22 protein-coding genes, 2 tRNA genes and 1 pseudogene are annotated in these 24,885 nt (G+C 48.1%); 4 read left to right on the top strand and 21 right to left on the bottom strand.

Annotated features, from left to right (window positions below):
- Positions 1–275 precede the first annotated feature (275 nt).
- From CWM47_RS33805 to CWM47_RS33725, 17 genes are all read right to left on the bottom strand, one after another.
- A complete protein-coding gene (locus tag CWM47_RS33805) occupies positions 276–779 on the bottom strand; it encodes a CAP domain-containing protein (protein WP_240625601.1) in 504 nt (167 codons plus the stop codon).
- 299 nt (positions 780–1,078) lie between these two features.
- Positions 1,079–1,783: a SanA/YdcF family protein gene (locus CWM47_RS33800; protein WP_206170568.1), complete on the bottom strand. Its 705-nt coding sequence runs from the start codon at positions 1,781–1,783 to the stop codon at positions 1,079–1,081.
- Between the two features lie 4 nt (positions 1,784–1,787).
- On the bottom strand, positions 1,788–2,153 hold the full coding sequence (locus CWM47_RS33795) for a VOC family protein (protein ID WP_100992922.1): 366 nt from the start codon (positions 2,151–2,153) through the stop codon (positions 1,788–1,790).
- A gap of 4 nt (positions 2,154–2,157) precedes the next feature.
- A complete protein-coding gene (locus CWM47_RS33790) occupies positions 2,158–4,872 on the bottom strand; it encodes a DNA gyrase/topoisomerase IV subunit A (RefSeq protein ID WP_100992921.1) in 2,715 nt (904 codons plus the stop codon).
- Positions 4,873–5,026: 154 nt separating this feature from the next.
- Entirely contained in the window at positions 5,027–5,959 is a 933-nt protein-coding gene (locus CWM47_RS33785) for a D-2-hydroxyacid dehydrogenase (protein ID WP_100992920.1), read from the bottom strand.
- 115 nt (positions 5,960–6,074) lie between these two features.
- Complete coding sequence (locus tag CWM47_RS33780; RefSeq protein WP_100992919.1) at positions 6,075–7,367, bottom strand: acetylxylan esterase; 1,293 nt, start codon at positions 7,365–7,367, stop codon at positions 6,075–6,077.
- A gap of 72 nt (positions 7,368–7,439) precedes the next feature.
- A complete protein-coding gene (locus tag CWM47_RS33775; protein WP_240625600.1) occupies positions 7,440–8,666 on the bottom strand; it encodes a lipoprotein N-acyltransferase Lnb domain-containing protein in 1,227 nt (408 codons plus the stop codon).
- Positions 8,659–9,405 carry a 16S rRNA (cytidine(1402)-2'-O)-methyltransferase gene (rsmI, locus tag CWM47_RS33770; protein WP_100992917.1) on the bottom strand — a complete coding sequence of 249 codons (747 nt, stop codon included), beginning with the start codon at positions 9,403–9,405 and terminating at the stop codon, positions 8,659–8,661. The genes CWM47_RS33775 and rsmI overlap by 8 nt, the downstream gene beginning before the upstream one ends.
- A gap of 71 nt (positions 9,406–9,476) precedes the next feature.
- Complete coding sequence (locus CWM47_RS33765; RefSeq protein WP_100992916.1) at positions 9,477–9,719, bottom strand: 4a-hydroxytetrahydrobiopterin dehydratase; 243 nt, start codon at positions 9,717–9,719, stop codon at positions 9,477–9,479.
- A gap of 487 nt (positions 9,720–10,206) precedes the next feature.
- Positions 10,207–10,293 (bottom strand) — tRNA-Ser (locus tag CWM47_RS33760).
- Between the two features lie 37 nt (positions 10,294–10,330).
- Positions 10,331–10,417: transfer RNA gene (locus tag CWM47_RS33755), tRNA-Ser, on the bottom strand.
- Positions 10,418–10,506: 89 nt separating this feature from the next.
- Positions 10,507–11,652 carry an asparaginase gene (locus tag CWM47_RS33750; protein WP_100992915.1) on the bottom strand — a complete coding sequence of 382 codons (1,146 nt, stop codon included), beginning with the start codon at positions 11,650–11,652 and terminating at the stop codon, positions 10,507–10,509.
- A gap of 32 nt (positions 11,653–11,684) precedes the next feature.
- A complete protein-coding gene (locus CWM47_RS33745) occupies positions 11,685–12,491 on the bottom strand; it encodes a TatD family hydrolase (RefSeq protein ID WP_100992914.1) in 807 nt (268 codons plus the stop codon).
- A gap of 14 nt (positions 12,492–12,505) precedes the next feature.
- Positions 12,506–13,537 (bottom strand): glycosyltransferase family 2 protein, encoded by a 1,032-nt coding sequence (locus tag CWM47_RS33740; protein WP_100992913.1) that lies wholly within the window; start codon positions 13,535–13,537, stop codon positions 12,506–12,508.
- Positions 13,524–14,171 carry a polysaccharide deacetylase family protein gene (locus CWM47_RS33735; protein WP_100994164.1) on the bottom strand — a complete coding sequence of 216 codons (648 nt, stop codon included), beginning with the start codon at positions 14,169–14,171 and terminating at the stop codon, positions 13,524–13,526. The genes CWM47_RS33740 and CWM47_RS33735 overlap by 14 nt, the downstream gene beginning before the upstream one ends.
- An 80-nt stretch (positions 14,172–14,251) precedes the next feature.
- Entirely contained in the window at positions 14,252–15,373 is a 1,122-nt protein-coding gene (locus CWM47_RS33730) for a glycosyltransferase family 2 protein (RefSeq protein WP_100992912.1), read from the bottom strand.
- The gene (locus CWM47_RS33725) at positions 15,370–16,332 is read right to left on the bottom strand and encodes a lysylphosphatidylglycerol synthase transmembrane domain-containing protein (RefSeq protein ID WP_100992911.1); all 963 of its coding nucleotides are present in this window, start codon (positions 16,330–16,332) and stop codon (positions 15,370–15,372) included. Before CWM47_RS33725 ends, CWM47_RS33730 begins: the two co-directional genes overlap by 4 nt.
- A 45-nt stretch (positions 16,333–16,377) precedes the next feature.
- Between CWM47_RS33725 and ruvC the strand changes: the two genes are divergently transcribed.
- Positions 16,378–16,983: a crossover junction endodeoxyribonuclease RuvC gene (gene ruvC, locus CWM47_RS33720; RefSeq protein WP_100992910.1), complete on the top strand. Its 606-nt coding sequence runs from the start codon at positions 16,378–16,380 to the stop codon at positions 16,981–16,983.
- Positions 16,984–16,996: 13 nt separating this feature from the next.
- On the opposite strand, the gene CWM47_RS33715 is transcribed toward ruvC, so the two are convergent.
- Complete coding sequence (locus tag CWM47_RS33715) at positions 16,997–17,821, bottom strand: toxin-antitoxin system YwqK family antitoxin (RefSeq protein WP_100992909.1); 825 nt, start codon at positions 17,819–17,821, stop codon at positions 16,997–16,999.
- Positions 17,822–17,929: 108 nt separating this feature from the next.
- Here CWM47_RS33715 and CWM47_RS33710 point away from each other — a divergent pair.
- Positions 17,930–18,352 (top strand): annotated as a pseudogene (locus CWM47_RS33710) (secondary thiamine-phosphate synthase enzyme YjbQ).
- Between the two features lie 72 nt (positions 18,353–18,424).
- Here CWM47_RS33710 and CWM47_RS33705 read toward each other — a convergent pair.
- From CWM47_RS33705 to CWM47_RS33695, 3 genes are all read right to left on the bottom strand, one after another.
- Positions 18,425–19,306 (bottom strand): hypothetical protein, encoded by an 882-nt coding sequence (locus CWM47_RS33705; RefSeq protein ID WP_100992908.1) that lies wholly within the window; start codon positions 19,304–19,306, stop codon positions 18,425–18,427.
- Between the two features lie 198 nt (positions 19,307–19,504).
- The gene (locus CWM47_RS33700; RefSeq protein WP_100992907.1) at positions 19,505–21,574 is read right to left on the bottom strand and encodes a thioredoxin domain-containing protein; all 2,070 of its coding nucleotides are present in this window, start codon (positions 21,572–21,574) and stop codon (positions 19,505–19,507) included.
- Positions 21,575–21,692: 118 nt separating this feature from the next.
- Positions 21,693–23,339: a T9SS type A sorting domain-containing protein gene (locus tag CWM47_RS33695; RefSeq protein ID WP_100992906.1), complete on the bottom strand. Its 1,647-nt coding sequence runs from the start codon at positions 23,337–23,339 to the stop codon at positions 21,693–21,695.
- A 95-nt stretch (positions 23,340–23,434) separates the two neighbouring features.
- Here CWM47_RS33695 and CWM47_RS33690 point away from each other — a divergent pair, with 95 nt between their 5' ends.
- Together CWM47_RS33690 and CWM47_RS33685 are read left to right on the top strand one after the other, a co-directional pair.
- Positions 23,435–23,923, top strand: a complete 489-nt coding sequence (locus CWM47_RS33690) for a hypothetical protein (RefSeq protein WP_240625598.1) — start codon at positions 23,435–23,437, stop codon at positions 23,921–23,923.
- 63 nt (positions 23,924–23,986) lie between these two features.
- Positions 23,987–24,859 (top strand): alpha/beta fold hydrolase, encoded by an 873-nt coding sequence (locus tag CWM47_RS33685; protein ID WP_100992905.1) that lies wholly within the window; start codon positions 23,987–23,989, stop codon positions 24,857–24,859.
- The last annotated feature ends 26 nt before the right edge of the window (positions 24,860–24,885 follow it).

Raw genomic sequence — 24,885 nt, 5'->3', positions numbered from 1 at the left:
TAAGGTAATATTTTAGGGCTTCCGAAAAATCCGGAAACACTTTTACCCGTAGACAATATGGCATCAACTGAGATAATTCATCTGTAACAGAAAATAGAATAGCATGTTTTATATAACGGGCTCAACAACACTCTTTTGGCTGCCGATTTAAAGAAAGAGGTATATGTGACTGCTTAAGATCAAACGTTTTCTGATTGCATCTTTTTTCCAAGCCTCCAGATTAGATCTTAGTTTGTCATCAATAAAATCTGATTTTATTGGTGACAAACTAAGATCTACCGACGAGTTCCGAAATCAGTTACCCAATAGTTTTTGTAGGTGCTTGTGCTACTATATCCGTATCCTACGCCAACATTTTTAAAATTGGCGCTCATTATATTGGCACAATGACCGGGTGATTTGAGCCAGCCATCGACAACCGCGCGCGTTGTTGTATACCCAGCTGCAATGTTTTCACCGGCAGCACGCCATGCATACCCTTCGCGGGTCATGCGATCCCAGGGTTGTGACCCATCCCGACCGGTATGATTAAAATAATTATAGGTAGCTAAATCGACAGCAAATTTATCGGATGCCGTATTAAGTTGGGCATCCAGTGTTAGGGCGGGTACTGCCGGATATACAGTTGTACCACACTGACACGATTTGGAACGGGCCTGATTGATGTAAGTCAGGACTTCCTGTTGCTGGGTCGTTGTAGCCAGGGCAGCCCGAGCCCCTGCAAGGTCTGGTGTTAGGGAGGTGGTTCCGGTGCCTCCATCTTTATATATTGAAGACATAACCGGTGCAGGTGTCTGAGCATTTTCCGTGTCTGATTGACACGCAGCTGTTGCCCAAAACAGCGCTATTCCCACTGCAAAGTACGTAAATTTCATTGTTGCGTTTGGTTTGTTTTGTTGATTAAACGGTAGGTAATCTTGCCTTATTGCCAATACGCAAGCCATTTTATTAACAAAAAATAAAATTAGACAACATAATTAAGTCCTTCCTTGTCTCATAATTTGTTAAAAACCAACAGCCTCCTGCGCAGTATTTGCTGCACAGGAGGCTGTTGGTTTTAGCCCGAAAGTTAGGGTAATCAGGAATTACGTTTATGCTCCCAGTTATCTTTTTTGGGCTGAGGTCGAATAAAATATACATCGAGTAGCGCGTAGGGACGAGCAAGATACTCGCGAATTAATGTACGCAGGGAGTATCCGTCGGGCACGTCCTGAGCGGCAAATGCTATAGCCTCCATACCTTCATGGTTACCAATATAAAGGGCGCGGACGTTGTGAAAATTTTGAGAGATGATCGTAATTTTTTCCTGGTTGAAAACGTCTTTACACCGCACAACCGAATCGAATGTTCGGTAGCCAGCATAATCGAGCGTCATGACCGAAGCCGGGATGCCGAGTTTTACTAAAGCCCGCTGCATGTCAACTGGTTCATTGTAATATTCTGAGTCATTATTCCCACTCAGAATAAGGTACTTCACTTTACCTTCTTTCCATAGCCGGGCGGTAGCTTCCATCCGATACCGGAAAAACAGATTTTCTTTTCCGGTCCGGACAAACTTGCTCGTTCCGAGCACCAGCCCAACGTCATTGGCGGGAAGTTCGTGAATATTAAAATAAATCTGATTTCGCGTGTTGTAAACAACCCAATAGTTACAAAACAAGATAGCTGTTGACCCTATGAATACAATAAAAATGGTCAGTTTGATAACCCGCTTGACCACACGTACTCCAGCCGCTTCGCGGTGAGGATCGTTGCTGTAGTCTTTAGCCAAGGTCGTGTTCATTTAATCAAAGGCTGAAATGTGGATTTTCAATTAGTCCAACCACATTACCAAACGGGTCTTTCAGGGCGGCAATGTGAATATCATCGCCTACATGCTGGATTTGGGCGTGAATGCTCGCGCCCAAATCCAGAAAATGCTGTACCGAAACCTCTATATCTTCAATACCCCAGTAGGTTATCGTGCTTCCTTCTGCAAGTGGCAAATTGGGGTCAAGTCCCAGTTCATAGCCACCAACGTTGAAACCAACATAGAACGGCTGGTCAAAGTATGGTTCAATGCCTAGGGCCTGTGCATACCACGATTTGGCTCGATTCAGATCAGGGGCGGCATAGATTACTGAACGCAAGCCTAAAAGTTTCGTTTCTGCCATCTTATCAGGAAAACAAACCTAACTGAACAGATTCTTTCTCATCCACTTCAGTTGGAACAAGTGTAATCGGTTCAGCCACAGTAACAGCTTTTGCTGTTTCTTTGACAATCTTGGGCTCCAGGAGTTTAACGTCTTTGACTTTCGCAAAAGGTAGTTTATTGCCTAATGCCTTCCAGCCCCGCACATCAATAAATCCTTCCGGTTCAAGAACCATAATCTCAAGCGGTCCCCTGTCTTTTACCTGGTGCTGGATTTCGATTCGTGGATAGCGGTCGTTGGTGATCGCCAGGCTCTTCGACCCTTTTGCATCGCCGATATAGCTAAATTTCTTATCCAGGGAAGTCGTCTCAACCTTAAACCGTTTCACGTACCAGGCTTTCTGGTTCGCTTCGTAATAGACGGCCGACAGCACCATTTCAGGGTCAAACTTTTGAAGCAAAGCCATATCGTTTGGTTCGTACCGATTTGTCAGGTCAAAACTCGTGAGTTCGTACTGACCATCTTTATAAACAACTAATATACTGTCTTTTGCGTCGAAGTTACCCAGAAAGCGACCACGTTCATCCCGGTTGAGACGCCCCAGGTGCTCATCGTACCAAATATCGACTCCACCCAGGGTTGACACTCCCCCCGATTTCTGGGTGAGTTTCCGAACAGGATACTTGGTCAGAATATTACCCTGCGCCGACCGGTTTTTAATGCCTACCGAAGCAAAGTCATAATCGAACTGTTTTATTTTAGCCGTACACTGGGCCGTCAGGTTAATCGTGATGACCTCAGCCTCGCCGTTATCGTTGGCGCTGAAATAGGTCAACTTCGATTTCGGATTCCCCATTGTCAGATCATACTCCCGATCACGTGTAACGCCCGTTACCGGGAACCGTTTCGCCATCGAGATACCCGATTTCCCGTCCAAATAAACTAGGTTATAAATCTTACGTTCGTCGTTTTTCTTGAATACAGAAACATGCACGATATCCTTGCCGACAAATACTTTTTCCGCAATTTTCACGACCATGCATTTACCGTCGCGCCGGAACACAATAACATCGTCGATGTCGGAGCAGTCGCTTACAAATTCATCTTTTTTGAGCCCGTACCCAATAAATCCGCCTTCGCGGTCGACATACAGCTTCTGGTTGGCAGCAGCCACCACACTCGCGGCAATGGTATTGAACGCCCTGATCTCGGTTTTACGTTCGCGGCCTTTGCCGTATTTCTTTTGAAGATCTTTGTAATAGGCAATGGCAAAACGCGTAATGTTGGCCAGGTTATCCTCGGTTTCGGCGAGTTCCTGTTCCAGTCGGCGCATCAGTTCCTCCGCCTTAAATCCATCGTACTTCGAGATACGCTTGATTTTTATTTCCGTCAGGCGAATGATGTCGTCTTCGGTAATGGCACGGTAAAACAGTTTCCGATGAGGCTTGAGCGCTTTATCGATCGTTTCGATAACAGCCTCGAAGGTTTCGCACTCTTCGATTTTCCTGTATATCCTGTTTTCGATAAAAATCTTTTCCAGCGAGCTATACAGCAATCGCTCCATCAACTCACTACGCCGAATCTCCAGCTCGCGTTGCAGCAGGTGAACGGTTTGGTGCGTGTTCACGCGCAGAATATCCGTTACACTCACGAAATGCGGTTTGTCGCCAATAATGACGCAGGCATTGGGTGAAATCGAGACCTCGCAGTCTGTAAACGCATAAAGGGCGTCAATCGAAACATCGGGAGAGACACCCGGTTGTAAATGCACGAGAATTTCGACATCTCTGGCCGTGTTGTCGACCACAGCCGCTGTTGTTCGGTTTGGCGCTTTAATTCGAATTTTACCCACCTCTGCCGCCTTCACGATGGAGTCGATCAGCTGCGGAGTTGTTACACCGAAAGGAACATCGCGAATGGCGAGGGTCTTCTTATCAACCTCTTCTATTTTGGCCCGTACCCGGACTTTGCCGCCCCGGTGGCCGTCGTTATAGTTACTCACATCGATGTGACCGCCCGTCTGAAAATCGGGAAATAGCGACACAGGCTTATCCTTCAAAATATTGATGGAAGCCTCAATGAGTTCATTAAAATTATGGGGTAAAATTTTGGTCGAAAGACCAACAGCAATACCCTCTACTCCCTGCGCCAGCAGCAGTGGAAATTTTACCGGAAGAGTAATGGGTTCCCGCTTGCGGCCATCATAGGATAGTTGCCATTCGGTGGTTTTGTCATTATAGATGGCATCCTGCGCAAACCTGGAAAGCCGTACTTCTATGTAACGCGGGGCAGCGGCTCCATCGCCCGTGCGGACATCGCCCCAGCTTCCCTGCGTATCGAACAGAAGTTCTTTCTGACCAATGTTGACCAAAGCTTCCCCAATGGATGCATCGCCGTGCGGGTGAAACTGCATGGTTTGCCCGATCACGTTGGCCACTTTGTTAAAGCGCCCATCATCCATTTCTTTCAGCGCGTGCAATATTCGGCGCTGAACCGGTTTCAAGCCATCTTCTACGGCGGGTACGGCCCGCTCAAGTATTACGTAAGAAGCGTAATCGAGAAAGTAATTTTCGTATAAGCCCGACACGACTGTCTGTTCGTGCAGGACTTCTTTGATGGTGTTGATTGGTTGTTCGTCCGGTTCAAAGGCGCTGTTCAACTCACTATCATCGGCAGGCAACCCTGCTTCCGGCTGTTGATTATCGTCCTCTAGCGGCTGTTCATTTTCTTCGTTTATCATTGACTTGATTCAGGAACTATTCCAGTGGATAAGTACGCAGTTTTACCGAACAATAACGATCTTCTTCGGTCCCTTAAATATACAAAGAAAAGTTGAAAAACGGGCAAATTGAACCCGAAAAGGCAATTTGAAAAAGCAAATTAGTTTAATAATTCTAATAACCCCGTTCTAATTCTACCGTATTTTCCAAAGGTTGCCCCGCCCGAAAACGGGACAGGTTCCGAAGGAATTGCGCCACTTTACCAGCGTCTTCATTGGGTTGCCCCCCGCCCGTGTGTTGCGTCAACAATACGGTTGGAAGTGTCCAAAGTGGGCTGTCGGCAGGCAAGGGCTCCTTCGCCGTAACGTCAAGAACAGCACCACCCAAATGTCCGGATTGCAACGCACTGATCAACGCCGGTTCGTCTGTCGTGGTGCCACGTCCAACGTTGGCATAGAGGCTCCCCGGCTTCATAGCCGCAATCACCTCGGCCGACACGAATCCCGTTGCGGTACCGGGCAGGCAGTTTATCAAAATATCGGTTTGGGGTACCGCTTCGATGAGTTCTTCTACAGAATGTAAATCGGCATGGGGGTCGGTGCGGGCAAGCATCCTGGTTTCACAGGCAAACCCGGTCAGCATTTGCCGAACAGCCTGCCCAATGGTACCCGTACCCAATATTACCACACGTTTTTGCCACAATGAGTTTGTCCGGTCACGAATGGGGGCGCCAATCCACTCAGACCGGTGTTGCAACTGTGTCAATTCGGGAATACAACGATAAACAGCCAATATACCCGCCATCATCGTTTCGGCGCAGGGACGAGCAAAGTAATCGCCCATGTTAGCAATCGACGCCTTTACCTGAACCTGTTTGTAGCCATCGAACCCGGCCGAGTCCAACTGCCAGAATTTCATATTTGGCATATCGTCCGAAAACCAGGTAACCGGAGGGTTACCCAATACGAAATCGGCCGACTGAAAGGCCGCTTGTTGCGCTGTCTCAGGCAAATCGTGCCGAAAAACGGCCATTACATCGGCTGGAAGTTGTTGCTCAAGTTGAGCTTTGAGCGTATCGTTGAGCGCAGGATTGACGAAGAGTTGCATATGTTATTTACGAAATTTCGACCTGATTGGTTGCGTTATAGGGCGGCTGGAAAGCCGCGAGCTTAAGGATGACTAATTTTCCTTTGGCTAGCGGCTTTCCAGCCGCCCTACGTTATTACTTCGTTCCTTTTAACTGTCCAAGTAACCAGGTGGTCATTTTCTCCGTCTGTTCGGGGTATGTCCAATGGCCTGTGTCAAGATAGAGTTCCAGCATTTTGGGGCCGGGAATTACGTTATAGGCGGCATACATCGACGTTGGCGGGCAGGTTTCATCGTTGAAGCCCCATGAGTAATAGCCTGGTACATTAACCATCCGGGCAAAGTTAACTACGTCATAATAGCCCGTTGTTTTGATGCGATCAGGTTTATTATTATACGCCAGATTATCGCCTGTGAACAAATGCGGCCAACCGCCGGCACGACCACTTAGGTAGCCCGTTACATCGGCCAGTGCCGGGTAATAAGCGCCAAGCCATTTGATTCGGGAATCGAGCCCTGCTGTAACAATACTTAATGCGCCCCCCTGACTACCACCCGTTACGGCCATATTTTGTCCATCAAACTGCGGCATACTCGCCAGATAATCCACTGCCCGAACGCAACCCAAATAAACCCGTTTGTAATAATAGCGGTCCCGGTCGTCGAGGTTAGCGGCCTGATACCCATTTAAGGCTCCCCGACTAAGGTTGTCATATACAGAAGGGTCCATCGTGACCGGCACGCCATGAATTCCCACTTCGAGGGTAATAAACCCCTTCTCGGCTTCGGCAATCATACCATAATATGGACGTACTCCCGCACCGGGAACACGTAAAATAGCCGGATATTTTCCTTCTTTTTTAGGTACACACAAAATCCCGTAGAAGCGGGAGTTGTTGATATTTTGCAGATTAAGCTGATACACGTTGGTAAGTTCGGTGCAACGCTCCGGCAACAAGGTCATACGGGCGTCCATAGGCACTTTTGCCAGATCAGCCTTCGCATTATCCCAGAAGGTTTTGAAGTCGGCAGGGTTGGAAACGGTTGGCTTAATAGTCTGTGGGTCGAAACCTGCCGTTGTCAGGCCCCGATATTCTTTACCGTCAACCTCTGCCGTAGCGATACAGCGCAGAAAACCTGCTGTACGCATGGTACCGGCATCCAGCGCCAGGGTGCCCTCTTTCAAAGTAACGGTTTCCTTTTTTGTGGGCTCCATTTTCTCCGGCCCAATTTCGTAGCGGAGTTTGGCGCCTTTCAACAACACATTGCTACGAAAGACCGAGATGTTGAATTTAACGGGTTCGCCGGGTTTATACAGCCAGTCGGCATGATCGGGTGTTACAATAACTTTAACGAGCCGCTCAACAGGTTGAGCCAGCACATTCGTAACCCAAATCAGCAGCAGGCCGGGTAACAGGAGTTTTTTCATGGAGTTTAGAGCAATGGTTTGTTCTATCATCCAGACAAAGCAACCAAACGCGAAATTATAACCGGAGCGGATTTAGACAACCCGCGCCGGTGTTTGCCGCCCCTGCCGAACAGGCTGTATATTCACGATGCATCGCACCAGCAACGTCAGCGGGAAAACCACGTCGACACCCCCCGGCACCCTGGACAGAATCATGCCAAAAATGAGTAGAACGGCAGTAAATGCAAAGTAACGCGTTCTTCTGCGAGCGGTCGCCGTTGCACCAGTCGCCCAAAAAATCAGGGGCAGATGAAGTGGCATCAGATAGAGCAACGTTGGATTCCAACCCGTGACGCCGTCGTCACGTATGAGCCAGAGCACCAATAGAAACCACCCCAAGAAGCCACAAACGCCAAACAAAAACCGGTCGAGCCAGCGATCTACCTTGCCTAACACATATCGTCTGATTGTAAAAAGGACAATTAAAACGCCAAAAATGGTAAATGCTACGTCTGGGTCGAAAAGAAATGGGACCTGCTGGCGGAATGTTTTCTGTGGACTAAAAATGATCCGTTCCTCTCCGGTTAGTGGAATAACCTGCCCATTCGCCTGGCGTAATGTAGCATGAGAAAACTGGTCGTGAACCTGATCGGGCAGATACATGGCATGCCAGCCATCCGTCTGCTCATTAGCGGGCCAGCCAATGGCCAGATTCATTCCTAATTGATACCAGGGTTTTTCATTCAGATAATCATTCATCCAGTCCCGGTACGATTTGCCGGTCTTACGGGAACGCGACGGAATAGTGAGACTGTCGCCACAAGCCTCAACAACTATATCGCGGGGACGGGTGGCGCAGTTATCGTAGAAAAACTTGTACCGGTACTCTCTATTTTCAGGTAAGTAGTTCTTTTCCAGTATGGCAAGAATTCGTTGCCGCTGGGCAGGTGAAAGATTTAATGGCTGCTCCCGTATGCCACTGTTTCGTTGCTGGTAATAGTAAATGACCTGGTTTATATTATGAGCAGACAAATAGTAAGGAAGTGTGCCCCGCAAAAATTTAAGGATAAAATAGTCGGCACTATAATCGAAGCCACCGTAACTATAATCCCGGTCGAGACCCATAACAGGATCAACAATTCGTATTTCGGTATGCCCGAACACCGACGAAATGTCGTCGGCACCTGCCCCATACGTAATCAGGCTAACGCGTGCCGCTGGCGACAACGTTTGCGCAAACGATGAATAGTGGATGGTCGATAATGAACAAAAAACAAGCAAAAAACTGAACAGCCGATTTACCATACGTCTGTTATTCATCGTCATTATCATTAGCGTCTTCATTGTCATCAACCTCATTATCATAAACTCGTTTGGCCTTGCCCTTAACTGGTTCTCTACCCTGTACGCAGATAACGATTTCACCTTTTATCGTTTTTTGAGCAAAATAAGCAATTAGCTCAGACAATGGCCCGCGTTGATTTTCTTCAAAAATCTTGGTTAACTCACGCGAAACACTTGCCTGGCGCTCTGCACCAAATACTTCGGCAAATTGCTGAAGTGTTTTAATTAATCGGTGTGGCGATTCGTAAAAAATCATTGTCCGCTCCTCTGCACCCAGTTCGCCCAGCCGGGTTTGACGGCCTTTTTTGTGGGGCAGAAATCCCTCAAAGGTGAAACGGTCATTAGGTAGTCCTGAGTTTACCAGTGCTGGAACAAAAGCCGTTGGTCCGGGCAGGCACTCGACAATAATATCATTTTTGATGCATTCGCGCACTAACAGAAAGCCTGGATCAGAAATACCCGGCGTGCCCGCGTCAGAAATCAGCGCCAGTGTTTTCCCTTCTTTCATCTGATTCACCAACCGTTGTACAGTTTGATGCTCATTGAAAATATGGTAGCTGTGGAGCGGCTTACTGATTTGCAGATGGCGCAGCAAGACGCCCGAAGTTCGGGTATCTTCGGCCAGAATGGAGTCGACACTTTGCAGGATTTTAATGGCCCGAAGCGTGATATCGTCAAGATTACCGATGGGCGTCGGCACGAGGTACAATTTCATGCCGCAAGTTAGTAGTTAGTCGGTAGTAGAACGCGTTTCATCCGTAGATTCTACCGGCCTCTACCCTATTATCACCAGGCATTACCCACCAATTTATCAATAGCACCGGCCAGCCTGTGATCCTTATCGGTTATTATATTCCCGGCATCGTGCGTTGACAACTTGATGGTTACCTGATTATACACGTTTGACCACCAGGGATGATGGTCCATTTTTTCGGCGACTAATGCTACACGTGTCATAAACGCGAAGGCTTCACTAAAATCGGCGAATTGAAAGTCGCGGGTAAGTTGATTATCTTGTTCTTTCCACATGCGAATAGGTGTTTGGTGGTATATCTGCTTAACAGCACTCTATGGAAAGAGTTTACCCGATGCCTGATAGAACACTGATTCTTATGCTTTTTATGATTTTCTAACTGCTGATTTCCTGAAAATCAGTTGCCTAAATTAGTTCTCCCTGCCTATTACTTAACTTAAAACCAAGACTATGAATTATTCGTATGTATATAGAAGTATAGTTTTATGGATGATTTACACATTTGCCGGGCGAACATGCTCTGGCATTTGTGTTTTTATAGAATAGATACGTAGAAAGGAGCCCCTTAAAAGAAAGAGGTCAACAAGTAAACTTGCTGACTTCAATGCAGAGAGTCAGCCATTCGAAGTCGGGCGCGACCCCGGCTCGATTCAGTTACCCACATACACAATTTCCAGGCGTGCCCCGGTCGGCGTTCCGATTCATCCATTCGGACACCCCTAAAATGAATGAAGTCTACAAGTAAACTTGTAGACTTCAATGCAGAGAGGAAGAGATTCGAACTCTCGATACAGTTACCCGCATACACACTTTCCAGGCGTGCTCCTTCAACCACTCGGACACCTCTCTAAAAACGAAGTCAGCAAATTAACTTGCTGACTCCCGGCAGAGAGCGAGGGATTCGAACCCCCGGTACCCTTGCGAGTACTTCTGATTTCGAATCAGACCCATTCGACCACTCTGGCAGCTCTCTGTGTCCCCTTTTTCTTTGGGAGTGCAAATATGCACGATTGACGCTGAAAACGCAACTAATCGACAAAAAAACACATCACGTAATTTACCTTATTCCGTCATTTCACCGCTAATTGACTGACTCATAAGCGTCCGCACGTTAGCGGGGTCACTCTCCTGACCGAGTAAAATCATCAGTTTGGTAATGGCCGATTCGGTTGTGATATCTGCGCCACTCACGACCCCGATTTGCAAAAGTTGTTTACTAGTCTGGTATTGCCCCTGCGTTACACGTCCACCCTCGCATTGCGATACATTGACAATTACGACGCCCCGGTCTATGGCATCTTTAAGGGTATCTAGAAACCAGCCGTCGGTTGGGGCGTTGCCAGCACCAAAGGTTTCGAGCACTAACCCGCGAAGGTTTCGGATATTAACAATGGACTCGACAACCGGCTGTGTAATGCCCGGAAAGAGCTTCAGAATCGTTACATTCGTATCAAAAACTGTGCGTAGACTAAGTGTCTGGCCGGGTTGATGAGGACGGATATAAGGCCGATTGTAATCAATACTAACCCCTGCCGTAGCCAGATGCGGGTAATTCTCCGATGCAAACGCATTGAATTGTACACTCTCCTGCTTTGTTGACCGGTTGCCCCGAAGCAACAACGAGTTGAAATACACACACACTTCCGGTACAACAGGTGTGCGTATATGCTCCGTGTCCGTGTCCACGGCCGGAACGCCGGAGCGGGCCGAATCCACGGCGGCCGAATCCACGGCGGCCCTGTCCACGGCGGCCGCAATTTCGAGGGCGGTGATAAAGTTTTCGCGGGCATCACTGCGGGCTACCCCAATAGGCAGTTGGGCACCGGTCAGGATAACCGGTTTGTTCAGTCCAATCAGCATAAAACTCAGGGCCGATGCCGTATAGGACATTGTATCTGTGCCGTGAAGGATCACGAAACTGTCGTACTTATCGTAATTCGTTTGAATCATCCGGGCCAGTTCGACCCAGATAGCGGGTTTCATGTTCGAGGAGTCAATGATTTCGTGCAGCGTGATAAGCGTGATGTCAAAATCCAGCCGACTGAGTTCGGGTAAGCGCTCAAATACGCGATCGAAGTCAAATGGAATAAGCTGGCTTGCTTTGGGGTCATATACCATGCCAAACGTGCCACCGGTGTAAATAACAAATACAGACATGCGCGGTTGCCGGGGTGAAACGGGACTGATATGAACGGTTTTATAAGTCATTAGTATGGTATTCTTTTTAGCACATACCTCCCCTATTGCGGCAAGAAGTTCGCATATAAAACAGGGAGCATCGACAGGGCGTTGGCAGTAGTATGACGCGCCACATCGTCCAGGCTAACTTGCTTGAGATCAGCAAGGCGTTGAGCGATAAGTCGAATATAGGCCGGTTCATTTCGTTTGCCGCGGTACGGTACAGGGGCGAGGTACGGGCTATCTGTTTCCAGCACCAGATGCTCCAAACTAACATGAGGCAAAACCTTGTCGATTCCCCCATTTTTAAAGGTAGACACACCCCCTATGCCCAACTTAAAGCCCATATCAATCGCTCTGTTGGCTTCATCGAGTGTGCCGACAAAACAATGAAATATACCCGTTAAACCCGGAAGTGCTAACTTTTCAATTAAATCGGCCGCTTCGACAAACGCATTTCGGTCGTGCCCCGAACGGGTGTGCATCGAAACAGGCAATTTTTGTTCAGCCGCCCAGCGTAACTGCGTCTCGAAAGCGGCAAATTGCTCATCGACGTAGGTCATGTCCCAATAAAAATCCAGCCCGATTTCGCCAACGGCCATGAACGCGTTGCGGTTGAGGTGGTCTTCGACAGCCGCCAGTTCATCATCTACAGTGCCGTTTACATAGGCGGGATGAAGCCCCATCATCGGCAAACATCGGTCGGGGTATTGGTTGGCGAGGGCCATCATACCCGGTATCGTTTCGCGGGCACAATTAGGCATCCATATCTGACTGATCTGCTGTTTTTCTGCTTCATGGAGCATATTGTCCCGGTCGCCGTCAAACTGGGAGTCGTAAATATGGGCGTGGGTATCTATGAGAATCATTTTCAAAAAAGTGACTAATTATATTCCCTACCTTTCCACTCAATCTTGATTGGCAGCAGGTAAAAAACAACTGACAACGGACCAATAATGAGCTGGTAGAGTTCAAAAATCAACGCATAAGGCCACAACTTGGTTTGCTTCAGGCGGCTTAATCCAAACGAAAGTATCATTGTTTGGATGAGTAACTTAATCATATACAAGCCTATGGCCAGAACGGGCGAAAACCACGCCAGCAATAACAAAAGTGGTCCTGCGAGGTATTGTCCATAGAGCGAAACAACCATCCAGGCTGGCAAGGCGGTGGCACCCCGCATCCAGCGTTTACGTTGCTGAAAGAATGCCAGAACGGTATCAACCGGCTTCGTTTTAGCCAGTACCTCTTCATTCAGAAGATTACGAAAACCGTAACCCTGTTCTACAATAGTTCGAAAAAGGGTATAATCTTCCACCACCGAAAACGGCAACGATTCATAGCCACCAACCGCTTCATACCCCACACGACTTACAGCCATATTATTGCCCATAGCCGTTACCGGCACACCCAGTATACTGACCAAATGGGTCAGCGTCAGGTTATAAAGCCAGTCAATGGTTTGAAGTCTAGAAAAAAAGCCCAGTCCTTCGGGAAGCGTAACGCCCGTGACAATGCCAACGCCTTTTGTAAATTGTCGACTCATGTTAACCAGCCAATCAGCAGGTACCTGAGTATCGGCATCGGTAAAAAAAAATAGCGAACCCCGCGCCTGTTGGGCCAACTGTGCCAACACTTTGGCTTTGCCCTTTACTCCTTCGAATGCGGTGTTAATATCAATCAACTGATAGTCAGCTTTGTCAGCAATGAACCCGGCCACCACTATCATGGTCTGGTCGGTTGAGTGGTCATTTCCAACAAGTACTTCGATGCGTTCGGGAGGATAATTGAGTTGAGTTATGGCTTTCAGGCAATCCAGAATCGAATTTTCTTCGTTGCGGGCGGCAATTAAAATGCTGATCAGCGGATGATCTGAACCGGGCAGTGGCACGGCAGACGCATCAGTAACCGGCATAAACAGGTTGCGGAACTGCACGAAATGAGTACCCGCGAGCGGCAAAATAAGCCAGTGTGCGGGGCAACACATACCGCATCGTTGGCCAGGCTTTCAAACTATCATGAAAGACCACAATGGAACCGGGCCGGGTGTATTGAATGGTTTTCCGAAGGCACACATCAGCGGGCAGACTACGGTCGAAATCGCCGGTTAGAACCTCCCACATAACGATAGAATAATTTTCTAGCACTTCGGCAACCTGTGTCTTTTTTATCCGGCCGTAAGGGGGTCTGAACAGCGATGTTTCGATGCCCAACAGGTCCTGGCATTTTTGGATATTTTCCAGATAGGTAGTATCATCTGTTTTCCAGCCGTTCAGGTGATTGAAGGTATGATTACCGACCATGTGCCCGGCTTCCAGTACTTTATACAGTACATCTTTGTGCTTTCGAACATTATCGCCAATACAGAAAAAGGTAGCCTGAGCGGCAAATTTATCCAACTGTTCCAAGACGAACTCCGTCACATCGGGAATTGGCCCATCATCGAACGTCAGGTAAATCGTCGGTTCGGCAGCCTCCACAATCCTCCACCAGAACTCCGGGTAGACCGTTCGAAGCAAAAAATTAGACTTATGCAGAAAAAAAGACAAATTGATATACGATTTACGAATTACGACTTTCGAATTTTTCCGCCGGTAACGATCATACCCTGGCATTCGTCCATCGTAAATCAGTTAAGGTTCCTTCCCTTCCAACTATATCCTTTCCCCTGAGCGGCTAACCCGAAGAAAATTACATAAAGTGGGTATACTAACTGTGTCAGCGGAATTACGCTGACAGATGATTTTTTTTGTAAAAAAACAAGAATCTGACGTAAAAACAAAAACTCTGGCACAAGCTTCAGCCCAATAACGAGAAGTGTACCATTTCCGTTTAAAAATCCGAGCAGCCAGCCCACAACAGCTACGACTGGTGCAGCATTACTCAGGAAAACAAATACCGCCAATAACGTTGGCAAATAGCTTGTATAGGCACGCCATTTACTCGCCCAGCGTTTCCGCTGATTATAGAATCCACGCCACGACTTATGGGTATTCGTTTTGACAATGGCTGCCGGGTTCTTCAAAAAATGAACATTATCGGGATAGGCTGACGCAATTTTATGCATGAGCAACTCATCATCGCCTGAGGCCAGATGGTCAACCCCCGAAAATCCGCCAACGTCATCAAAGACCCGTTTTTCGTAGCAAAGGTTGGCTCCGTTGCACATTGTTGGCATACCGAGGGCCATTGTGCAAGCACCGGTACCGATCAAACTGGCAAACTCGACGGTTTGCAACGAGTCAAATAGGGTTTTCTCCTCCGTAAAGGTTACCGGCCCCGAAATCAGTTTCGCGCTGGTTCGTTCATAAAAAGCAGCAATGGTTATCAGCCAGTCGGGTCCAACCCGGCAATCGCCATCGGTCGTAACAATTAAGTCGCCTGTAGCGCGGGCTATACTCTGCGTAATTGCCCGCTTTTTGGGTGAAGCCGTTCGCTCATCAGACAAGGGAAGCGGATGAAGGGCAAAAGGCGACGTGCTGGCGTATGCCTGAACAATGGACAGCGTGTCGTCAGTCGATGAATCATCGGCAACGATCACCTCAAAACGGGAATAAGTTTGGTTTCTGAGGTCGTCCAACAGGTTTTCAATAGTCTCCGCTTCGTTTCGAACGGGTATGATAACTGTAATAAGTGGCTCAGATTGCATCGCTCTATCGACCAAAAACGTCGGCATTCGCAGCCAGGAAAGCCAAAGGGACAGGGTAAAAAGCGCGTACAAACCGCTAATCACAAGTAAGGTTATTATCATGAAGCGGTTAATTTTAATTTCCAAACCCAGATCAACCCAACCAGCACCGGCATCAGGACGTTAGCCACCCAAAGCGTTAATGTTGCTGTCAGCAAAATAGGGACGGGAATACCGAAGGGCGAAAAAACCCAGAGTGAAGCCGCTTCCCGAACGCCCAGATCACTCAGTAAATTAAACGCAGGCGTAATGGTTTTTGCCAGAAAGACCAGCCCGATGCCCGATGCGGCAACATCGGGGGGTAAGATCAGGCCCACGACACGCATCGCCAGATAGAACTGGCCGGAAAAAATAAGGTATCGCAGAGTGGCTGTGCTCAGGGCAAGTCCAATTTCAGCGTCGGAATACAAGCCTGCCACCTGCCAGAAATTGGCAAACCGTCGCAGTTTAGGCCTCTCCGACAGGTAGCGAATGAGCCGTTGGCGCAGTAAACCAAACACGACGCCACCCGCCGATAAACTGACCAGCAAACCAAGCAACCAATTACCCGTGAGGTTATTACGCTCAGGAACTATGATAAGATGATAGGCCCATGCTACTGTTCCAAAGACAATGGCGACGTAGAACTGCATGCCTCCTGAGACCAGCGATGCCCCCACAGCTTCTGCCCGATTAGTACGCAGGGACAATATGCGCCCGGCCGTATCGCCCAGCTGCGCGGGTAAGGCAAACCCCAGCGTAACACCAGCCAGAACACCCCGATAAGCACCCCAAAAACTGGTTGCTTCGACCCGTCGGAGAAGAATTTGCCATTTCAACGCTTCGAACCCCCAGTTTATGGGTGTGAGTACGAGCAAAGCCGTTGCCCAACGCTCCGGGTATTTGGTTGCGCGGAGCTGTGTTTGCAGCGTCACCCAATCGAATGGCTGTTGCCGCAACACGTGAGCGATATAGCCAAGGAGGATGGCAAAAATGGCTATTTTAGCCCAAAAGAAGATTTTTTTGGTTGGTTTCAGCGACAAAATAGAGGAGAACACGTTACTTTGCAATAGACCCAACGCTTAATCATGATCATTAATCCTACTGCATCCATTATTACCCCGAACAGCCAGCTTTCCGAGAAAATTATTTTAGGGGTAGATCCCGGCACGCAGGTTGCGGGGTACGGCATCATTTCGGTGAAGGGCGGTGTAATGACCATGATTCAGTATGGCGTCGTTCAACTGAGCAAATATACAACCTACCAACTGAAGCTCCAGAAACTCCACGAAACGATGCTTCGGCTAATTGACGAATACCACCCCGACGAGATGGCGATTGAGGACCCGTTTTTCGGTAAAAACGTTCAATCCATGTTGAAGTTAGGTCGGGCGCAGGGTGTGGTTATGGCGGCTGGTCTGTCGCGTAATATTCCCATTGTGGAGTATGCCCCCCGGCGTATCAAGCAATCGGTTACGGGGAATGGGAATGCGTCGAAAGATCAGGTATCTCAAATGGTAGGGCATTTACTTAAGGAGACATTAGACGCTAAATTCTTCGACGCTACCGATGCGCTGGCCATTGCCATCTGCCATCATTTCCATGAAAATGCCTTGCCCGTTGCTCCCGGCAAGAAAAACAAAAAAGGTGCCTGGGGTGCTTTTGTCAGCGAGAATGCGAATCGGGTGATGTAATTGCCCTGGCACTTCACAATTGAAAAAACAATCGGTATTCAAGTGCGCCGTATGCCCGATATATCGACATCACACAAGTTGACCTTATAGCAACACCATCACTTAATGCTGGCTTCCAGTTTAATTTATCCGGCGACCATTCGGGCATAGTACGAATCACCTGCTGGACGAAACTCCCCGCATCAGGTAACTGCCTGTTAGTTGACTGATCGCCCATAACAGTTGCTTTGACACTAATAATCTGCCCTATTTCGTTTATCGTCAGCGTTGCCCGAACACCCCGAATGCGCTCACCATCAATAACAGTCCCTAACTTTTGCTTTAAATACGCGGCTAGTTCGCCAGCCTGTCCCTGAAAAGCAGCTGGCTGGTAAAAAGGAGCACACGCTTGTTTTGTACCATCCGGCGTGTAGCACTCACTCCTGCTTAGGCGGCCAAGTTTGTAATATTCTCGACGCTTCTTGGTGCCATCTTCATAAAACACCATAAAGGGTCCATTTAGCGCGTTGTTTTTGTATTCGCAGCTTATATACACTTGCCCACTCGCATACATAATTTTAGTAGGCCCATGCCGGATAATTCGACTAATGCTGTCTAATTGAAATCCATTAGCCAGCGTTTTCGGCAGAAGTGTATAGGAGTCTTGCCGAAATAAAGATCCATTTTTAAGCAACGTCCGAACGGTGAAATAGTCATTTCGTTTGCCAAATAGCAGGATTTCTTCGTCGTGGTCGGCAAATGAACGGCGCGTTGTATAGTTGACTTTAGCCGAATCGGTCTGGGCTACAGCGGGCATACTGACGAACAGGGTTATTAGGACCACATAAAGGGCATTCATAAAAACATGACTCAGTAAATGCGCTGAAATTATAGGACTGGTAACTGTATTATTAGTAATATAGTTAATTCTTTAAACATCATTTAACCCTATTTCAATTTATTGGCAATGGCCATTTTTCAACACATACTTGAACTTCCTGCCTATCCACGAGGTTTTCACCTGATCACGAAGTCAGTTGAACGAGCTTTCGTTGATCTTCGTCAAATTCAGGTTGGTATGCTGCATGTTTTTATTCAACACACATCGGCCAGCTTAACGATCAACGAAAATGCTGACCCCACCGTCCGGGGTGATTTCGAGCGGTTTTTCAACAGGACGGTTCGCTAAAACGAGCCCTATTACCAACATGATTACGAAGGTTCTGATGATTTGCCTGCTCACCTGAAAGTAGCTTTACTTGGCCATTCGGTTACTATTCCCATTACCAATGGCCGACTGAATCTTGGCATATGGCAGGGGATTTACCTGGGAGAACACCGCAACAATGGCGGCACGCGGACGCTGGTACTGACAGCATGGGGAGAGTAAATGATGTATGATGTATTCTACAGGATATATTATTACGTTTTGCATAATACATCATACACCCTATATCAACCATCAATACGATTCATATTCATAATGCAACGTTTCTGTTACAGAACCGCCCATGGTTGTTATGCGACTTGTTGGCAGATTGGCACTGTTGTATGTGTAGGTATAGGTGTTGGTTCCGTCTGTTAAAACATTATTCTGATTTAGATTGAGCAAATTGGCAAATCCACCAAAATAGGTGTAATAGGTCATAATGGAACCAGGGATACGCGCAAATGCAGTTGGCGCCGGAATGACAAACACCCCATAAAAGGGATTCAAGCCTGTGTCGTACGTATAAGTCGTATTTACGGTTTCTGATGGGAAGGTTATGTTCCGAAAAATTGCCCCTGTTGTTGTGGCAAACGTTATGTTGTTGCCCGTGTAGGTAAACGTACTATGTTCGCTGGTAGAAAGGCCTCCTGTATTAAATGATTTGGCAGTACCGATAACCCGATTATTCCCATCATATTGAGGAGTTACCGACCAGCTTCCGCCACTTGAATTGTTGTTGGTGTACCCCAGTGCAGCTATCTGCCCAACAAGGTTGTAACTATAAGTGTATCGTTCGGTATTGGTGCCAAATGGCTCACCCCGCCGGACAACATCCCGTTTAAGCTCAGTGAGCCGGTTTTGCCCATCATACTGATAAACGCTGTTTTCTACCTGTGCCTGGGTGCTATCGGGTGTCTGGTAGGTAATAATCTTACCCAGACGCCCTTGGGCATCATATAGAAACGAACTCGCCTTTGCCGTGTTATTCGGCTGATCCTGAGTTATCGTTTTGACGCGCAACTTACTTGAACCAGATCCCGGCGTTACATCTGGAATGCGGTGGTCACCACACCCCCCCACCACGATTGCAATAATTAAGCAAACAATACAGGAAAACAAACGAGTTACATTCATGGCTTTCTAGTTGTTAAGTGTGTCAAGAATTACTTTACATAGAAACTAAATCACCAGAGTCAGGCGAAGTAACCGTTACACAAAAGTTACCTAAATCTGATAATTTCACCATAAATGTACTGTTACCCCTATCCTATTCCTATATTATTACAATAATAAATGAGAATATTTTTATATTTTTACTAATCGGTAACCCTATCACCGGACCAGGCGCCACACGTCTGCTACGCTTGTGACCGGCAGTTGGCAGGCACGGTTGTAACATACATAAATAGCGGTTTGCCCTTCCACTGGCCCACGTTGTTGTAACAAGGGTAATTCACTTTTATCAGTTGTCCCGCACAGCACTTTGTTGGGATAAAATTCAGCATCTATTTCTGCCCGGAACTGCTCAGCATCAGGCCCAACGATGGCGATTTCGGCAGTGGGTCGGGCACGTAGGGCAAATTGCGACGCCCAATTGGTCAGGTAATCGGCATTTTGCTGCACCATTGGCTGCACGCGTCCGAGCATCTGGTCGGCGCGTTCGGCATAGTCAGGCCGATCTAGCAGTAAACTCAGTGCGTGGAGGTTCTCGGCCATCATCGAGTTTGACGATGGAATAACATTATCGAACAACTCTTTCCGCCGTGCAATGAGTTCTTCGCCATTTTTATCGGTGAAAAAGAACATCGGATCGGCTCCGGTTAACTCATCCACATGATCATCAGTAAAGTTGGTCAGTACATACTGCATCAGTTGGTCGGCTTCGGTTAGCCAGCTTTCAGTAAACGTGGCCTGATACAGGGCCAGCAACCCATCAATAACGGCGGCATAGTCGTCCAGGAAACCCGTTTGACGGGCACGGCCCAGTTTATAGCTGTGCCACAATCGACCGTTCCGGTTGTCGCGCATTTTCTTCATTAGAAAAAACGCCAGTCTCAGCGCCAGCGTCAGGAACTCCGGCTCACCAAAAACGCGATAAGCAGTAGCCAGCCCTTTCAACATCAGCCCATTCCAGGAACAAAGTATTTTATCGTCCAGGCCCGGTCTTATGCGCTCATTCCGCACGCGTAACAGCCGGGTGTGGGTGGCATCCAGGCGCACATTAAGATCGGCGGGCGACCAGCCCATTCGTTCGGCAAAGGAGTCGTCAGATTCGGTGCGGTGCAGGATATTAAGTCCATGCCCTTCGTGGTCCGGCTCCCAGTTTCCGGCTTCAGTTATACTATAGAGCTCGGCAAACCAGTCAAAATCAATGCCCAAGATTTCCTTTAGTTCAGGCGTTGTGAATGTATAAAACTTCCCTTCTACCCCTTCGCTATCGGCATCGAGTGCCGAGTAGAAACCGCCTTCCGGACTGAGCAGCTCCCGTTGACAAAAGTTAATCGTTTGATAGATAACATGTTTATACAAAGGACTTCGAGTTAAACTATAAGCTTCTGCATAGAGGGTAAGCAGTTGACCATTGTCGTAAAGCATTTTCTCGAAGTGGGGCGCAAACCAGTCGGCATCGGTCGAGTAGCGGGCAAAGCCCCCCCCTAGTTGATCATAAATTCCCCCAAGGGCCATACGATCAAGGGTTATTTTAACCTGGTGAAGTGCTGCTTCATTCTCAACACCCGAAGCGACAGTTACGTCATAATAGCGTAACAGAAATCGCCAGACACTAGGCATTGGAAACTTGGGTGCCCGACGCATACCGCCTTTTTCGTCATCAGCTTTTACCGCTACTTTCCGATACAATACATCCAGTGTTTCGGCAGAAAAAAGCGGTTCGTTTTGCGACAATCCGTACCGTTCGGCATCTGTCAGATTCAATTCACGGGCAAATCCCTCTGCAGATTGAGCCAGATCGGCCCGGTGTTCGGCAAAGGCCGCCTGGATGCTGTATAATAGATTTACCCAGTTTTTTTGCGGCATATAGGTGAGGCCGTAAAAGGGTTTGGCATCGGGCATCAGAAACACGTTGAGCGGCCACCCACCCTGAACCCCCATAGCCTGTACCGAATCCATATAAATTGCGTCCACATCCGGCCGTTCTTCGCGGTCGACTTTAATGCACACGAAATGGTCGTTCATCACCTGCGCTACGGACTCTATCTCGAACGATTCGCGCTCCATAACATGGCACCAATGGCAAGCCGAGTACCCAATACTGACCAGAATTGGCTTGTCTTCTTCCAGTGCTTTTGTTAATGCCTCTTCTCCCCACGGATACCAGTCCACTGGGTTTTCGGCGTGTTGAAGTAAGTATGGGCTGGTTTCGTACTGCAGTTGATTGGGCATGATTTATTATTTTTATTTCACAGAGATACACAGAGCAAAAAATAGATTCACAGAGTTTTTGTTTTCTCTGCGAATCTCTTTTTGCTCTGTGTATCTCTGTGTTAAAACGGTTAAATTATCAATGGTTGATAACGATTTTCTTTGTCTGGGTGCCGGTTTCGTTTTGGATTCGGAGAATATAGAGGCCGGTCGGCAGTTGGGCCACATCAATAGTCTCCTTAACACTGTTAACCACCTTCCTAACGACGGAATGGCCGGTTGTGTTTAATAAAATTAGCTCTGTTGACGTCGATGGCAAGCGACTGAAAGAAACCGTGAGCGTCGTTTGAGCTGGATTTGGGGAGACTATCACGTCGGCCAAAGCTGGTTCTGTAGCCGTAACAGTCCCCATATCAAAGCGACATAAATAGACTTCGCGTCCTGTCAATTCGATGAGCTGCTGCCAGCTTTTATAGCGTACCGTAAGGCTGGTTTTCTGGCCATCATTCGCATATGGATTTTGAGCCGCAACGAGAATTTTGTTGGCTTTCACCACACCCCGCCAAACGGGTACTTGTTTTTCCATCAGGTCGCGGGCAGGCGTTTCGATAACTAACTCGTAACTCCCCTGAAACATATCGGCAAAGCGAGAGAGCCGGTACAACCCATGTGTAAAATGTTCGTAGACGGCATACGTATCGGTGCGTGTTGGCGTCAGAGTTGAATTTTCCCAGAGCCAAAGTCCGGCAGCTCCCGAAAAGAACGGAAATATTGCTGTGGCTTCGGCCATAAACGGCTGAATGAAATTCGGGTAGCTGCTCGAACTGTCGTGGTAGCGCAACCAGACCCACGGCACAACAGGTTTGTTGCTCCAGGCACGATTTACCTCGACCTGAAAAAGCAGATAGGCCAGATAATCCTGTGCCAATGGGTTCGGGTAATCGTAGTAATAATAGGCCGAAGGCGACAGGGCATTCAACTGGTCATAATACGGCCCGCCAATGCCGCGCCCAAGTGAATCCTGAACCATGTAATTCGTGCGGCTGAGGTTCGTCGTCCAATCGGCCCAGGTAAACGTTGGTACGTTCAGGTACGTATTCAATACAGGCGTATCGGCGTAACTGGTCAGGCTTATTCCAGTAAGGTCGGCATGCTGACGGATGTAGCGAGCGGCTTCGGAATACAGGTTTCGAATTGCTTTTTTATAAGCCGATATAAAATCGGTGTCAGACAGATTTCGGTATTGTACCGGTACGCGATTATCCTGTTTCAGTTTTAAAATTCTACTGTCTGTTTCCAGAAAACGCTCATAATCGAGAGCCAATCGACTAATGGGAAGCACATATAAACCCGCCGAGTTTTTTTGTCCACCAGCCACACCCGACAGAAAATTATCCCATTTGGCCCGATAAGCAGTTAGGTCGTTTGCCCACGGACTTTCAATGGTTTCCCAGGGCTGATTTAAACCCGTTGCAATTCCGTAATAAACAACGGCTCGCTGTCGGGGCTGCACTAAACTACCGTATTCACTATCTTTAATATCGACGAGCTGGCTGAACCCATGTCGCAGGGGACTTGCCTGCGTATCGCCAAAACGAGGGCCGCCGTATATGATTGAAAATGGCAGGGTAAAGGTTGGGAACTTGCTCCACTCAATCTGGTTAGGCTGACTGACTGGTGTGAAAGTAAGCCGCTCGGCACACAGTTCCTGAGCCGTAGCGAGCGGATCGTTACAAAGCAGAAAACCAACTATCCAGGATAAGAATAAGCTAAATGGAGCACGCATTGCTTGAAGTTTCGGCAAAACTACAGAATTTTAAGGGCGCAAATCGGTCCACCTGATAAACGAATACCCGAACGCCACTCGTTACTAACCCAACTATGAAACGCATAAAACAATCCAAACCCGTTATGAATACCCTTCGCTTTCTGCTTATCCTTACGCTTTTTGCTTGTGCCCTTACCGGTTGTAAAAAGGATGATGGCACAACTCCGACGCCCACAGCAAGTTCACAAACAGATTTGCTAGTGGCAAACAACTGGCGGACGAAGCGGGTAACCACATCTGATGGACAGGAAATCAACAAAAGCCGTTTAAATCTAGCGACTCAGGTATTGTATGATCTGAATATGCAATTCCGAAATAATGGAACTGTGCGGGCATTAGACCCCGGCCAATCCAACTCGGTTATAAATGGGGGCACCTGGAAATTAGCTACCGACAACCAGTCCATCGACGTGGATGTGTCCGGCTTTAAAGGCAACTTCCCAATTGTACAACTCACAAAGAGCAAGTTGATTCTGCGCCAAATGGCTCCTGTCGATGGCACCAATGCCCCTATCAACCTGGAATTTGAGCCGTCATTGTAGGTTAGCGAAGTTTTAGACTAGTTACTCATTTCACAAATCAACCACTCCACTAATTAACTACCTGTGCAATTCGAAACCGAACCGGGCTTTTTTATTGCTGCCGACGCCTTTGGCGATCCTACACACCCGCCGGTTATACTATTACATGGTGGCGGCCAAACCCGTCATTCGTGGGGCGACACGGCTAAACAACTGGCCGAAGCAGGCTGGTATGCGCTGGCACTCGATGCCCGTGGTCATGGCGATAGCGACTGGTCGGCAGAAGGTCATTATGATCTGGATTATCTGGCGAGCGATCTACGGGCCATTTGTGCGCAGCTTCCCCAAAAACCGGCTCTGGTTGGAGCGTCGATGGGTGGCATGACCGCCCTCATCGCCGAAGGGGAACGCACGACAGCCGAACCAATCTGTTCGGCAATTGTACTGGTAGATATTGCCCCTCGGACTGAACAAAAAGGAATAGAACGAATTTTTGCGTTCATGAGCGGCAATCAGGAAGGGTTTGCCACCCTGGAAGAAGCCGCCGAAGCAGTGGCGGCTTACCTGCCCCATCGACCACGGCCTTCAGACAATAGTCGACTGGAGAAAAACCTGCGGCTTCGGTCGAACGTGACCCCGGCCCACCCTACCGGAGAAGCCCGCTACTACTGGCACTGGGACCCCAAAATGCTGGCACTATGGCGGCAACACACGGGTCCTTCTCAACAAACCAGTAGTGAAGAACGCCTTTACCAGGCCGCCCATGCCCTCAACGTGCCAACCCTCATTGTGCGTGGGGGCATTAGTGATGTGGTGAGCGAAAAAGTGATGGCCGAGTTCCTCGACGCCGTTCCGCACGTCAAAAGCATCAGCGTTGCCGACGCGGGCCACATGGTCGCGGGCGACTCAAATCATGCCTTTACGAAAGCCGTCATAAATTTTTTAATGAGTGAATGAGTGATTGATAGACTAAGCGGAAGTAT

The sequence above is a fragment of the Spirosoma pollinicola genome (assembly GCF_002831565.1).
In the GTDB taxonomy this organism is placed as follows: Bacteria; Bacteroidota; Bacteroidia; order Cytophagales; family Spirosomataceae; genus Spirosoma; species Spirosoma pollinicola.
This window is presented reverse-complemented; position numbering and strand designations above follow the sequence as displayed.

Excerpts from the sequence above, each read along its gene's own strand:
- CWM47_RS33805 (WP_240625601.1), bottom strand. The coding sequence starts at position 779 with ATGTCTTCAATATATAAAGATGGAGGCACCGGAACCACCTCCCTAACA.
- CWM47_RS33800 (WP_206170568.1), bottom strand. The coding sequence starts at position 1,783 with ATGAACACGACCTTGGCTAAAGACTACAGCAACGATCCTCACCGCGAA.
- CWM47_RS33795 (WP_100992922.1), bottom strand. The coding sequence starts at position 2,153 with ATGGCAGAAACGAAACTTTTAGGCTTGCGTTCAGTAATCTATGCCGCC.
- CWM47_RS33790 (WP_100992921.1), bottom strand. The coding sequence starts at position 4,872 with ATGATAAACGAAGAAAATGAACAGCCGCTAGAGGACGATAATCAACAG.
- CWM47_RS33785 (WP_100992920.1), bottom strand. The coding sequence starts at position 5,959 with ATGCAACTCTTCGTCAATCCTGCGCTCAACGATACGCTCAAAGCTCAA.
- CWM47_RS33780 (WP_100992919.1), bottom strand. The coding sequence starts at position 7,367 with ATGAAAAAACTCCTGTTACCCGGCCTGCTGCTGATTTGGGTTACGAAT.
- CWM47_RS33775 (WP_240625600.1), bottom strand. The coding sequence starts at position 8,666 with ATGAATAACAGACGTATGGTAAATCGGCTGTTCAGTTTTTTGCTTGTT.
- rsmI (WP_100992917.1), bottom strand. The coding sequence starts at position 9,405 with ATGAAATTGTACCTCGTGCCGACGCCCATCGGTAATCTTGACGATATC.
- CWM47_RS33765 (WP_100992916.1), bottom strand. The coding sequence starts at position 9,719 with ATGTGGAAAGAACAAGATAATCAACTTACCCGCGACTTTCAATTCGCC.
- CWM47_RS33750 (WP_100992915.1), bottom strand. The coding sequence starts at position 11,652 with ATGACTTATAAAACCGTTCATATCAGTCCCGTTTCACCCCGGCAACCG.
- CWM47_RS33745 (WP_100992914.1), bottom strand. The coding sequence starts at position 12,491 with ATGATTCTCATAGATACCCACGCCCATATTTACGACTCCCAGTTTGAC.
- CWM47_RS33740 (WP_100992913.1), bottom strand. The coding sequence starts at position 13,537 with ATGCCGGTTACTGATGCGTCTGCCGTGCCACTGCCCGGTTCAGATCAT.
- CWM47_RS33730 (WP_100992912.1), bottom strand. The coding sequence starts at position 15,373 with ATGATAATAACCTTACTTGTGATTAGCGGTTTGTACGCGCTTTTTACC.
- ruvC (WP_100992910.1), top strand. The coding sequence starts at position 16,378 with ATGATCATTAATCCTACTGCATCCATTATTACCCCGAACAGCCAGCTT.
- CWM47_RS33715 (WP_100992909.1), bottom strand. The coding sequence starts at position 17,821 with ATGAATGCCCTTTATGTGGTCCTAATAACCCTGTTCGTCAGTATGCCC.
- CWM47_RS33705 (WP_100992908.1), bottom strand. The coding sequence starts at position 19,306 with ATGAATGTAACTCGTTTGTTTTCCTGTATTGTTTGCTTAATTATTGCA.
- CWM47_RS33700 (WP_100992907.1), bottom strand. The coding sequence starts at position 21,574 with ATGCCCAATCAACTGCAGTACGAAACCAGCCCATACTTACTTCAACAC.
- CWM47_RS33695 (WP_100992906.1), bottom strand. The coding sequence starts at position 23,339 with ATGCGTGCTCCATTTAGCTTATTCTTATCCTGGATAGTTGGTTTTCTG.
- CWM47_RS33690 (WP_240625598.1), top strand. The coding sequence starts at position 23,435 with ATGAAACGCATAAAACAATCCAAACCCGTTATGAATACCCTTCGCTTT.